We start from the raw sequence: 12,557 nt of genomic DNA, 5'->3' as shown, positions 1-12,557 counted from the left end.
TTGATGCGATAAGCGTTCAGAACTGGACGTATATTTTGGTTGGTTTAACATTTGCTTTATATATTGGTATTGCTATTTGGTCGAGAGCGGGGTCTACTAAAGATTTCTACGTAGCTGGGGGCGGGGTGTCACCATTGGCGAACGGTATGGCAACTGCAGCCGATTGGATGAGTGCGGCATCTTTTATATCGATGGCGGGAATCATTTCGTTTGCTGGTTACGATGGTGCTGTATATTTAATGGGATGGACCGGTGGTTATGTACTTTTAGCCTTGTTGCTCGCGCCTTACCTGCGTAAATTTGGGAAATTTACGGTACCCGACTTTATAGGTGATCGTTATTATTCTAAAACAGCGCGCATTGTGGCTGTATTTTGCGCTTTATTGGTATCCTTTACCTATGTTGCAGGTCAGATGCGGGGCGTTGGAATCGTGTTTTCACGGTTTTTGGAAGTAGACATTAACACTGGTGTAATTATAGGTATGTTAATTGTTCTGTTCTATGCCGTTTTAGGAGGTATGAAAGGGATAACCTATACACAAGTGGCACAGTACTGCGTGCTTATTTTTGCATTCATGGTACCCGCTATTTTTATTTCCATACAAATGACAGGGAATCCTATTCCACAGTTTGGTTTTGGGGGCAAATTGAGTGATGGTACCGGTACTTATTTATTAGACAAGCTTGACGGACTTAGTACAGCCTTAGGTTTTTCAGAATATACCGAGGGCTCTAAATCGATGATGGATGTATTTGCCATAACGTTGGCCCTTATGGTTGGAACGGCAGGATTACCTCATGTAATTGTACGGTTCTTTACGGTTAAGCGCGTTAGGGACGCACGTAAATCGGCTGGTATAGCCTTATTGTTAATTGTTATTTTATATTCAACCGCACCTGCGGTGGCCGTATTTGCCAGAACCAATATGATAGAAACAGTTTCCAATAAACGTTACGATGCCGTACCAAAATGGTTTAAGAAATGGGAAACAACCGGACTTATTGAGTTTACGGATAAAAATAATGATGGAACAATTCAATATGTTGCTGATGCTTCCCAAAATGAATTAACGGTAGATCGCGATATTATGGTTTTAGCGAACCCCGAAATAGCCAACTTGCCCAATTGGGTTATTGCCTTAGTGGCAGCTGGTGGATTGGCAGCAGCTTTATCTACCGCGGCTGGTTTACTATTGGTGATTTCGGCTTCCATATCGCATGATTTGATTAAAAAGATCATTAAGCCTTCCATTTCTGAAAAGGGTGAATTGGTAGCTGCGCGTTTATCGGCAGTAGGCGCTGTTTGTGTTGCCGGTTATTTTGGGATTAATCCGCCTGGTTTTGTTGCAGCGGTGGTTGCTTTGGCCTTTGGTTTGGCAGCAGCTTCTTTTTTTCCGGCAATCATCTTAGGAATCTTTTACAAACGTATGAATAAAGAAGGCGCCATTGCAGGTATGGTTGTAGGGATTACGGCAATGTTGCTGTACATGGTAAAATATAAATTAGGATGGTTCGATGACACTTTGCCAGATAAAAGCGAATGGTGGTTTGGTATATCACCAGAAGGCTTTGGAACCATCGCCATGCTCTTAAACTTTGTAGTTTCTATTGTTATAATGAAGTTTACGCCACAGCCGCCTGAAAATGTGCAAGAGATCGTAGAAAGAATAAGAATACCAAGTGGGGCAGGAGAAGCGGTAGGGCATTGATGATCTGAAAGGATCATTAATGTTCCTTGGTCTTTTATGTTAACGATTGGTTTTTGCTGTTATTAGGTAGTTTGTAACAATTGATTTTTTTAAGCAATGTTAGTTTCTTAGGTAAATCAAAAAGGAAATTATATCATTAGGATAGGCATTGCTGATTTTGACGTTTTAATCAAATCCAATTTCAGAATAATACCATCTTTCGTCTATCCGTACAATTTTATATGAAGCATGTATGATATTATCACTCCCAAAATTTCTTGGATATTTTTTTAAGTCATAAATAATCCTTCGTTCTAGATCCAGTATGTTATCTGCCTTGTCGATAAAAATAATCAAGCTGTCATTTTCTTCAACAAATCCCGAATAACTGGGATTTTTGTTGATATCATTTATAACAACAAAATCAATACCCATTTTACGAATATCAGCTATGATAAATTCATCTATTTCATCTCTACCATAAGTTCCTTCTTCATATTCTTTAAATTTTGATATCAAATAGGTTAAATCATCTTTATACTTTAAAACCTTATGCTCGCCAAAAGGATTACAAGAAACAAAGATTAGGGATAAAACAATTATGCTTGTTCTCTTCATTTGGACTCAAAAACGACTAATGCGGCTAAATTATTTTATATAAAAGCTTTTATTCCACTTTTAGCTTTAGGGATTCAAAGGAATTTGTTCTTATGCCTATAAGTCCGTATTTAACTTCCTCTTTTTTAATTATAGTTCCGTTAAGATTATAGTTTAATAGTTCGGATTCAAATTTTTTATTAGCAGAGCCGGCAGCAATCATATTACCTCCAGCCAAACCAGGGCCAATGATAAGACCAATTGGAGTTGAACTGTTTGTTTCTTGTACGCCATAATTGTTTGTCTTGTATGTGTATAAGTTCATTGGGGTTAATAACAAATAAAACAAATAAGACGCTGTACTTTGTTTTAGTGTTTTAAAGACAGTTTCATTTTCCATCACAAAAGCTTCAGAACCATTTAAATAAGTCAGTTTAATATCTTTGCCAAATACCAAGTCCCTCGTTGTATTGTTAGATATTTTAACAGCAACTAGTTTAACGCCTTTTTTCAATTCTTTTTTGGCATACTTTTTATCAAGCAAGTTATATTTATACTCTAGTTTTACATTCTCTGTTTCGATTTTTGAAATATAGTTTATGGACTTAGGAGCAATTATTTCGTAACCCGAAGCACAGTTTAATAAAAGGGTAACGGAAAAACATAAAAGAACCTTTTTAAAAAGTGTCATAAAAAATTGATTTTTAATTGTTTAGAATTTTAATTTAACGTTTAGATTAGTTTTTAAATCTAAAGCGAGGCCAAATGTAAGTAAATACGTGTATTTAAGGCGTTTTTTTTTGAGTAAGAATTATTATTTTTCTTTCATATTGATGTAGTTGATAATTTAAGAATGAAAGAATTAGATTTTTAGAAAAAAAAAGGTGTATTGAAATAACGCCAATACACCTTTTACTATTTTTATGAGTTTGGTTTAAACCCGTTCAATTTTGGCACCGATGGCACGCAAACGTTCATCGATACGTTCGTAGCCTCGGTCAATTTGTTCTATGTTTTGGATTGTAGAAGTACCTTTTGCAGATAAGGCCGCAATAAGCAATGCTACTCCAGCACGAATGTCTGGAGAGGTCATGGTCATAGCTTTTAAAGTCGATTTATAGTCATGGCCAATAACCGTTGCGCGATGCGGATCGCAAAGTATGATTTTTGCTCCCATATCAATAAGTTTATCAACAAAGAACAAACGGCTTTCAAACATTTTTTGATGGATTAAAACACTACCTCTTGCTTGTGTAGCAACTACCAGTATAATACTTAGTAAGTCTGGAGTGAATCCGGGCCACGGAGCATCGGATATTGTTAAAATAGATCCATCTATAAAACTTTGTATCTCATAACCATCGGTATGTGCAGGGATATGAATATTGTCTCCTTGTCTTTCAACGGTAATTCCCAATTTTCTAAAGACATTAGGAATAACTCCCAAATCGTCCCAGCTTACATTTGTAATGGTTAATTCACTTTTGGTCATGGCGGCTAGGCCTATCCAACTACCAATCTCAATCATATCAGGAAGCATGGTATGGGTAGTGCCCCCCAAACTTTTAACGCCTTCAATGGTCAAGAGGTTAGAGCCAACACCAGAAATTTTGGCTCCCATTCTGTTTAGCATTTTACATAGTTGCTGTAAATAAGGTTCGCAGGCAGCGTTGTATATTGTTGTTGTGCCTTCGGCTAAAGTGGCAGCCATTACAATATTGGCTGTCCCTGTTACCGAAGCTTCTTCCAAAAGCATGTAGGTGCCCTTAAGGACATTGGCCTCCACACCATAAAATTGATCTTCTCTACTATATCTAAACTTAGCCCCCAATTTAATTAAGCCCTCAAAATGCGTATCCAATCGACGGCGACCAATTTTATCGCCTCCCGGTTTTGGGATATAGCCTTTGCCAAAACGAGCCAACAATGGACCAACAATCATGATAGAACCGCGGAGTCCTTTGCCATCTTCTTTAAAATCGGGAGATTCTAAATATTCCAAGTTAATATTGTCTGCTTGAAAGGTATAAGTGCCGTGGGCAAGTTTTTCTATTTTTACGCCTAACTTTTTTAAAAGGCTAATAAGCTTATTAACATCAACAATGTCCGGAATGTTATTTAGGGTGATTTTTTCGGGAGTTAATAGAACGGCACATAAAATTTGTAATGCTTCATTTTTGGCTCCCTGAGGCTGAATACGGCCTTTTAGTTGGTGCCCACCTTCAATTTTAAATGATTCCATAGGTAATTTTAGTAACGTTTTCTTGAACGGCCACCTGAGCTCTTTTTGTGATGATGAGCACTTTTTTTGCTTTTGGATTTAGAACGCATTAAACTTGATGCATCCGAAAGATCTTCTTCAGAACTTCTCAAATCAATTTTCCCACTGGAAAGTTCGTATAAATGGTCATATATAACAGCGTCCTCTACAGTGTCTTTATTCCAATTTAAAAAACACTTTTTCATGTGGTTGGCAATAGTGTAGACCAGAGCATCTTTAAGGTCTCCTTTATCCCATGTATTGGCAACATCTATCATGGTTTTTATGTTATTACCATAAAAACGGTACTTAGGAAAGTTTTGAGGATATCTTAATGGTTGTGGCCGTTCTTCTAGTAATTCCTTGGTTGGTTTTTCGAAAGGAGAATCGGCGTCCAATTCGAAATTGGACATGATAAACAACTGATCCCAAAGTTTATGTTGAAAATCGGGAACGTCTCGTAAATGAGGTTGCATGTTGCCCATTACCGATATAATGGCTTTGGCCAATTTGTTACGTTCTTCTTTAGTTTCTCGTGATTTCGCATAGTTAATCATTTTCTGTAAATGGCGTCCATATTCAGGAATGATTAAAAGCTCACGCTCGGTGTTATATTCTAAATTATAAATAGCGTCTGTCAAAATATAAAAGTGTAGTATTAATGTAAAAAGTGCATGTAGTTGTATGCAAGCGCAAAATACAAAAAAAAATTAAAGACTGATCACGCCTTCAATTTTTTCTGCTACTTCTTTGTATTTTTTAATAACAGTTTCTGGGCTTTTCATCACAACGTTAATAGAGACGCTGGTGTATTTTCCGTTTTTGGATTCTTTGGTACGAATTACGGCTCCCATATTATTAAAAATAGCTTCTACTTGATCTATTTTGGCTAGATCAGACTTAATTATAAATTTATAAAGATATTCAGTAGGCCAAGTAGCTGTTTCGTATAATTGGCCTCTCAATTTATTGTAAAATTCCTCTGAGTTTGAAGGTGTGTTCATGGTCATTTTATATGGTGCAAATATACAGTTTCATTTGTTTAAATGATATTTTTAGGTGGTACATATATCAATGATTTTATTCGAAAATAAGATTTAAATGCTCCGTGGCTAACAACGAGATAGTTTATTTTATGGCTTGACTTAAGCTCAAAGGGCGAATGTGTCTTGTTGTATTTTTTTTATAGCCGTTAAATTCCGATTTTTACAATCAAAATTTTGCTAATTTGAAGACTAAAAGAATAATTATAACGGGAGGCCCCGGAACTGGAAAGTCTACTATTATAAATGAATTGACAAATAGAGGATATGCTTGCCTTGAAGAAATTTCAAGGAACCTGACACAAGAGGCTAAAAAACAAGGGGTCGATCAACTATTTTTAAGTGATCCGTTGCTGTTTAGCGAACGTCTTTTGCAAGGCAGGTCCCGACAATATGAGGAAGCCGAAAGTCTTAGAAGTGAGATGGTTTTTTTTGACAGGGGGATTCCAGATGTATTGGCCTATATGGATTATATAGGAAGTGATTACCCAAAGCATTTTGTCGAAGCATGTAAAAGAAGTATATACGACGAGGTTTTTATTTTAAAACCATGGAAAGCGATTTATATTAGTGACAAGGAACGTTATGAAAATTTTGATCAAGCATTGGTTATTCATGAACATTTGATCAATACGTATAACGTTTATAATTATAAGTTGCACAACGTCCCATTTGATACGGTAGCTTTGCGAACCGATTACATATTAAATACTTTAGATAGCTTATAATGGATCACCCTATTAATATATTAGAGCGTTATTGGAACCATACAGCTTTTAGGGGACCTCAGGAAGCTATTATTGAAGCGGCAATAGAAGGAGAAGATGTTTTGGTGTTGTTGCCTACTGGTGGCGGTAAGTCTTTATGTTTTCAAATACCGGCTTTGGCAAAACCAGGGATTTGTATCGTTATTTCTCCTTTAATAGCATTAATGAAAGATCAGGTGCAGGCATTAAACGACAAGGGGATTAAGGGCATGGCATTGACCAGTGGCTTGTCGTTGGATAGGTTAGATAAACTTTTGGATAACTGTATTTATGGGAATTATAAGTTTTTGTATATCTCTCCGGAACGCCTTCAGCAGGAACTGGTTCAGGAACGTATCAAGCAAATGCCAGTTAATTTAATTGCAGTAGATGAAGCACATTGTATTTCGCAATGGGGTAATGATTTCAGACCTGCTTATAAAAATATTACACTTTTAAGACAATTACAGCCAGCAGTAAATGTCATGGCTTTAACTGCATCGGCTACTCCTGTGGTCGTTAATGACATTGTGAAGGAGCTTGATTTTATTAATCCAAAGGTGTTTAAGCAATCGTTTTATCGGTCTAATCTGGCTTATATGGTTTTTCATGAAGAAGATAAGTTGTATCGTGTGGAAACCATTTTAAAGAAATATAAAAACCCGTCTATTATTTATGTTAGAAACAGAAAGGCAACACTCGAGGTCAGTGCCTTTTTAGAATCCAAAGGTGTTTCGGCGACCCATTACCATGGCGGACTTTCTAACGATAATAAAGAAGTTAATATGCAGCGTTGGTTAAGTAATAAAAGCCAAGTTATGGTAGCAACCAATGCTTTTGGAATGGGAATTGATAAGCCAGATGTTAAAACGGTGATTCACTTAAATTTACCAGAAAGTATAGAAAGTTATTTTCAGGAAGCCGGTCGTGCGGGTAGGAACGGAGAAAAAGCTTTTGCTGTATTACTTAAAAATAATAGCGATCAGGCTATGGTAGAGAACCAATTTTTAAAGGTTTTGCCAACCGTTGATTTTGTAAAACAAGTTTATAAAAAATTATGTAATTATTTTCAGGTACCTTATGGAGAAGGCGAGTACCTAACTTTTGATTTTGATTTTAATTCTTTTTGTAAAACCTACAAATTCCCTGGCACACTTTGCTATAACGCCTTATTGCTATTAGATAGGAATAGTGTTATTAATTTATCGAAGCAATTTAAAAATAAAGTAACAGTTCAGTTCGTGATACCTAATGCATCATTGTTTAATTATTTGGATACACATAAAGATCTTGGTATTATAGTAAAATCGATGTTGCGTATGTATGGAGGAATTATGGATCATGAAACACAAGTAAATGTTGGGCGTATTGCCGAAAAAACATCGCTTAATGAAGTGACCTTAATAACGGGGCTACAACGTTTGGAAACAGACGGAATTATAAGCCTAAGTTTGAGCCATACCGATGCCCAAGTAACTTTTATAGAGCCGCGCGAAGACAATAAAACAATTAATCGCATAGCATCTGTTATTGAGCAGCAAAACAAATTGAAGCAAAAACAAGTTAAGGCCATGCTTGATTATGTTGAAAATGATTTGGTTTGTAAGAGTGTACAGTTGCTTTCCTATTTTGGAGAAGAAAATGTTGCTCCCTGTGGTATTTGTTCGGTTTGTATAAAGACTAATAAAAAATCAGGATCAAAGCATCCAATTAATTTAAAAAAGCATATTATTGAGTTGTTACAAAATGGCGATTTGTCTTCAAGGGACATCGCTAAAGCATTAAACAGTACAGACGAGGTGGTAAAAGATACATTGCGGCTACTGTTAGAACATCAAATTATAAGTATAACGCAAACAAACACATATAAGTTGAGTCATTTATAATATGAGAGCAAATGGAAGTATTCAACTTGTTTTGAATAGCCATTGCATGATTGTATCTGAAATAACAAATTAAAGAAATAGCAGATGAGAGATTTAAGAATTGTATTTATGGGCACTCCAGATTTTGCAGTTGCTACATTAAAGGCATTGGTAGATAATAATTATAATATAGTAGGTGTTATTACAGCACCAGATAAACCAGCTGGGCGTGGTAGAAAACTTCATGAGAGTGCTGTAAAGCATTATGCCAAAGGACAAGGTTTGTGTATACTCCAACCTACCAATTTGAAGGATGAAGCTTTTTTAGAGGCCTTAAAAGCATGCAATGCAAACCTTCAAATTGTAGTAGCTTTTAGAATGTTGCCTAAAGCCGTTTGGCAAATGCCTGCTTATGGGACATTTAACCTGCATGCTTCTTTATTGCCCAACTATCGCGGTGCTGCACCCATTAACTGGGCCATTATCAATGGTGAAACCGAAACAGGCGTTTCTACATTTTTTATTGACGATAAAATTGATACTGGGGCTATGATTTTACAGGAGGCCGTAGCCATCGATCCAGACGAGAATGTTGGAAGCCTTCATGACAGGTTAATGCATGTAGGAAGCCAATTGGTTTTAAAAACTGTGGCACTGATAAAAGAAGGTGATGTTAAAACGTATCCGCAAATCGATACCCCCAATATTAAGACGGCTTATAAATTGAATAGGGATAATTGTAAAATCGATTGGAACGATACCTTAGAAGGGATTCATAATAAAGTACGTGGCTTGAGCCCGTATCCCGGTGCTTGGTGTATATTGGAGAATGGGGAAGATGTTTTGGATATAAAAATATATAAGGCTGATAAAGAGGTTAGGGAACATAACCATAATATTGGCAATGTCTTTACAACTAAAAAAGAACTACGCGTTGCAGTTACTGGTGGTTATTTATTGGTACAGGAAATTAAATTACCAGGTAAGCGTTTAATGGATATAAAATCCCTATTAAATGGTTATGTTATTAGTGAAGATGCCAAAATGCTGTAAAGCCTTATTATTACTGATATCGTAAAAAAGCCGATAAAATGCATATCCTTTATTAACAAAAGCCGTAAGTTATTAACAATGCAGTGTATTTCCCTTGTCATTACTTGCATGATTGCATAATCCGTATAAATTTGTAGTAGAATTTAACAAAAATGTTTAACCAATTTATTAATAATTAAATTTTATATTATGAACAAATCAGATTTAATCGACGGTATGGCAGAAAATGCTGGAATCACTAAAGCAGCAGCAAAAAAAGCATTAGACTCTTTATTAATTGATATCGAAGGTGCTTTACAAAAAGGAAAGCGAGTTTCCTTAGTAGGGTTTGGTTCTTGGTCAGTTTCTAAAAGAGCGTCAAGAGAAGGTAGAAATCCTCAAACAGGAGAAACTATTAAAATCAAAGCTAAAAACGTTGTAAAGTTTAAAGCTGGATCAGATTTATCAAATGCAGTAAACTAATTTTTACTTCAAACATATTTAAAAAGCCTTCAGTTTTTGAAGGCTTTTTTGTTTAATAATCCGTCAAACAGTTGCTTTTTTAATAAATAAATATTAGATTTAGTTAATTAATTCTTCAGAGGCATGGTAACAATTAAACCCAAAAAAGGCAATTTGTTAATTGCTGAACCAGCAATAATTGGAGATGTAGCTTTTAATCGATCTATTGTGTTATTGGCAGATCATACCCAAGAGGGGTCCATAGGCTTTATTTTAAACAAACCTTTAGATTATACAATCAAAGATCTCATTCCCGAGATTGAAGCTTCGTTTAGAATATACAATGGGGGCCCTGTAGAGCAAGACAACTTATATTTTATTCATAAAGTACCTAAGTTAATACCAGATAGTATAGAAATTTCTTTAGGTATTTATTGGGGAGGCGATTTTAATATAGTGGCAGACTTAATTGCCAATAAATCTATAAAAGAGGGGGACATCCGATTCTTTTTGGGATACTCAGGCTGGGAATCCAATCAATTGGAAAGCGAATTAAAAGGGAGCTCCTGGGTTGTTATAGAAAATGTTTATAAAAACAGTATCATAGAGAAAAACTACGAATCCTTTTGGAAAGAAAAGATGCTGGAATTTGGGGGGGAATATAGTATATGGTCTAATGCCCCAGAAAACCCTAATTACAATTAACCAAGCCTTAGTTTAACATTTAACTTTTGTAGAAGCATTTTGGCTACCGTTGTATTAAATGCCTTTTTTCTATACTTTGTTATAGGCTGAATACCAATTATTACATTGCTAATAAATAGCTCATCGGCTTTTTGAAGTTCAAAAGGAGAAATAGATGCTTCTACAAGTTCGTAATCAGGAAGTAGTTTTAGAATATCCATGAGTTGTTTTCTCATAACACCTTTTAAACAGCCATCGGTAACTGGAGGCGTTTTGATTTGGTTGTCTTTCACTAAAAAAACATTACCATTAAGTGCTTCTATAACATGCTTGTTGGTATTTAATACCAAGCAATTGTTTAAATTGTTCTCTTTGGCATAAATACTGCCTATTACATTAAGTGCCTTATTATTGGTTTTTAAAGTAGATAGTAGGCTTGGTGACATATAGTAATCTTTGAACAAGTCAACTTCATAGAACGATTCATTAAGCTGATAAAGATCCTCTTCCGTTTTTTGAACCGAAATAATAAAGCTAACATCATTGTTTTCGGGTAAATATAAACCACCTTCATTTCTATAGACCGTTAGTTTTACTCGGGCTGATGCATTTTGTAATGTATTTGCAGTTAGGGTGTTTTGTATTTGTTCTTCTAGGTATTCCATAGTATAATGCATTGGAATTTCCATGCGCATAATACGCATGGAGGCCATTAACCTAAAATAATGATCTTCCCAGAATAAAACTTTACCAGATAATACTTTTATAGTTTCAAATAAGGCGTCGCCATAGCTGTAACCTCTATTTTTAATAGATAGTTTAGTTGTATCTTCTAAAATCGTAGCGTTAAAATTTGTCATAAAAAAAATCCCGCACTCTTGATTTTTGAGTGCAGGGCAAAGATAATTTAAAAATATAGGAATTTATATTAAGCTGAACCTAATACTTGTTTCAAACTGGAAATTTGATTTTCCCAAAGCATTTTAGCTTCTTCTATTTCATCCTCTTCCGCAAAATCGGTTATCATGAGAGAAACATCTTTGGTAATATCATCTACTTGAATTCTTAATTCGAAATAGGATGTTTGGTCGTCTTCATCATTTAGCCATCTAAACTTTATGCGTTCCCCACTTTTTTTACTTAGCAGTTTGGCTTGTTCTTCACTGTCGTCCCAAATGAAGGTAAACAGTTCACCTCTTGAATTTACGTTATCTGAAAACCATTCCGATAAGCCAGATGGTGTAGAAATATATTGATATAATAATTGAGGAGAAGCGTGAATTGGAAATTCAATGTCAAATTTTATTTTATCGTCCATAGGTATTGTTGAAAATTTTTCTTGCTCAATATATACATTAATTGATAAGTTTTATAATATTTTTCGATATTATTTTTTAATAACATTTTACACAATTAATGTTTGTTTCAAATAATATTGTTTTTATATTTGCAGCCACAAAATTAGGCGAGGTAGCTCAGCTGGTTAGAGCGTCGGATTCATAACCCGGAGGTCGCGGGATCGTGCCCCGCTCTCGCTACAAGTAAAAAGGATTTCAAGAAATTGAAGTCCTTTTTTTATTCCACAACAATTAGCCTTGATCCCATTCGAGTTCCCTGTGCTACTAGATTCCAATCTCTTTGCACAACTTCTTTACTGGGTTTATCTAGCCATCTACGACGTTTAATATGCAGGAACACCTTTTTTCCTCGAACAGGGAAATCTTGTATCGTAATTTCTTTATGGAATCCGTGAGAAATAATCATGCTAGACGAAAACTCTTTGGGAATCTCCTTCTTTTCTTCAAAATATAAGTGAAGTACTTCTTTATTACTGTCGTGTTTTACAATGTCAAAATGGGTAATCAATAGTTCTGGCAACAGAACTTTCAGTATATCTATATATGAATCCAAAGGTTTTTTTCTGCAAAAAGATCATTCCTTAGCAAATCCACACACAACTTTTGAGATTGATCCCTTTCTTGCTTGATCCAATTAAAGGATTGTCTAAAAAACATAAAACCTCGCTAATTTTATAATTAGCGAGGTTTTGATTTTAATTGATATACTTATCAGTGACCGGGCTGGGTTCTGAACCTTTTGTTCTAATCCTAGCAGTCATCGCTCTTTTATTAGTTTATCAAATCGATGTTGACGATTTGTGAACCTTGCTTAATTATAAG

General features: G+C 35.3%; 14 protein-coding genes and 1 tRNA gene. 7 read left to right on the top strand and 8 right to left on the bottom strand.

All coding sequences use genetic code 11. The features are described from left to right. Positions 1–8 precede the first annotated feature (8 nt). Positions 9–1,709: a sodium:solute symporter family protein gene (locus JF259_RS12220; protein ID WP_199115665.1), complete on the top strand. Its 1,701-nt coding sequence runs from the start codon at positions 9–11 to the stop codon at positions 1,707–1,709. 165 nt (positions 1,710–1,874) lie between these two features. Here JF259_RS12220 and JF259_RS12215 read toward each other — a convergent pair whose 3' ends face one another. The 5 genes from JF259_RS12215 to JF259_RS12195 all read right to left on the bottom strand — a co-directional run bounded on the left by JF259_RS12215 (position 1,875) and on the right by JF259_RS12195 (position 5,549). Further along, positions 1,875–2,306, bottom strand: coding sequence for a hypothetical protein (locus JF259_RS12215; RefSeq protein WP_199115613.1), 432 nt, complete (start codon positions 2,304–2,306; stop codon positions 1,875–1,877). Positions 2,307–2,355: 49 nt separating this feature from the next. Beyond that, positions 2,356–2,976, bottom strand: coding sequence for a hypothetical protein (locus JF259_RS12210; protein ID WP_199115612.1), 621 nt, complete (start codon positions 2,974–2,976; stop codon positions 2,356–2,358). A gap of 243 nt (positions 2,977–3,219) precedes the next feature. Next, positions 3,220–4,527, bottom strand: coding sequence for a UDP-N-acetylglucosamine 1-carboxyvinyltransferase (gene murA, locus JF259_RS12205; protein WP_199115611.1), 1,308 nt, complete (start codon positions 4,525–4,527; stop codon positions 3,220–3,222). Between the two features lie 8 nt (positions 4,528–4,535). Then, the gene (locus tag JF259_RS12200) at positions 4,536–5,186 is read right to left on the bottom strand and encodes a DUF4290 domain-containing protein (RefSeq protein ID WP_233164252.1); all 651 of its coding nucleotides are present in this window, start codon (positions 5,184–5,186) and stop codon (positions 4,536–4,538) included. A gap of 69 nt (positions 5,187–5,255) precedes the next feature. Continuing rightward, the gene (locus tag JF259_RS12195; RefSeq protein ID WP_199115610.1) at positions 5,256–5,549 is read right to left on the bottom strand and encodes a DUF493 family protein; all 294 of its coding nucleotides are present in this window, start codon (positions 5,547–5,549) and stop codon (positions 5,256–5,258) included. 224 nt (positions 5,550–5,773) lie between these two features. On the opposite strand from JF259_RS12195, the gene JF259_RS12190 reads away from it, so the two are divergent. The 5 genes from JF259_RS12190 (at position 5,774) to JF259_RS12170 (ending at position 10,398) form a co-directional block, all read left to right on the top strand. Continuing rightward, positions 5,774–6,316, top strand: coding sequence for an AAA family ATPase (locus tag JF259_RS12190; RefSeq protein WP_199115609.1), 543 nt, complete (start codon positions 5,774–5,776; stop codon positions 6,314–6,316). After that, positions 6,316–8,220: a RecQ family ATP-dependent DNA helicase gene (locus tag JF259_RS12185; protein WP_199115608.1), complete on the top strand. Its 1,905-nt coding sequence runs from the start codon at positions 6,316–6,318 to the stop codon at positions 8,218–8,220. Before JF259_RS12190 ends, JF259_RS12185 begins: the two co-directional genes overlap by 1 nt. 84 nt (positions 8,221–8,304) lie before the next feature. Beyond that, on the top strand, positions 8,305–9,252 hold the full coding sequence (fmt, locus tag JF259_RS12180) for a methionyl-tRNA formyltransferase (RefSeq protein WP_199115607.1): 948 nt from the start codon (positions 8,305–8,307) through the stop codon (positions 9,250–9,252). Between the two features lie 189 nt (positions 9,253–9,441). Further along, the gene (locus JF259_RS12175) at positions 9,442–9,714 is read left to right on the top strand and encodes an HU family DNA-binding protein (RefSeq protein ID WP_199115606.1); all 273 of its coding nucleotides are present in this window, start codon (positions 9,442–9,444) and stop codon (positions 9,712–9,714) included. Between the two features lie 123 nt (positions 9,715–9,837). Then, positions 9,838–10,398 carry a YqgE/AlgH family protein gene (locus JF259_RS12170; RefSeq protein ID WP_199115605.1) on the top strand — a complete coding sequence of 187 codons (561 nt, stop codon included), beginning with the start codon at positions 9,838–9,840 and terminating at the stop codon, positions 10,396–10,398. On the opposite strand, the gene JF259_RS12165 is transcribed toward JF259_RS12170, so the two are convergent. Then, positions 10,395–11,237 (bottom strand): aminotransferase class IV, encoded by an 843-nt coding sequence (locus JF259_RS12165; RefSeq protein WP_199115604.1) that lies wholly within the window; start codon positions 11,235–11,237, stop codon positions 10,395–10,397. The two genes, JF259_RS12170 and JF259_RS12165, sit on opposite strands and share 4 nt — an antisense overlap. 68 nt (positions 11,238–11,305) lie before the next feature. Next, on the bottom strand, positions 11,306–11,695 hold the full coding sequence (locus JF259_RS12160; RefSeq protein ID WP_199115603.1) for an START-like domain-containing protein: 390 nt from the start codon (positions 11,693–11,695) through the stop codon (positions 11,306–11,308). A gap of 146 nt (positions 11,696–11,841) precedes the next feature. Between JF259_RS12160 and JF259_RS12155 the strand changes: the two genes are divergently transcribed. After that, a tRNA-Met gene (locus tag JF259_RS12155) sits at positions 11,842–11,915 on the top strand. A gap of 37 nt (positions 11,916–11,952) precedes the next feature. Here JF259_RS12155 and JF259_RS12150 read toward each other — a convergent pair. Further along, positions 11,953–12,288 (bottom strand): ISAon1 family transposase N-terminal region protein, encoded by a 336-nt coding sequence (locus JF259_RS12150; RefSeq protein WP_199115602.1) that lies wholly within the window; start codon positions 12,286–12,288, stop codon positions 11,953–11,955. Positions 12,289–12,557 lie beyond the last annotated feature (269 nt).

Source organism: Snuella sedimenti, from assembly GCF_016428595.1.
GTDB lineage: Bacteria > Bacteroidota > Bacteroidia > Flavobacteriales > Flavobacteriaceae > Snuella > Snuella sedimenti.
This window is presented reverse-complemented; position numbering and strand designations above follow the sequence as displayed.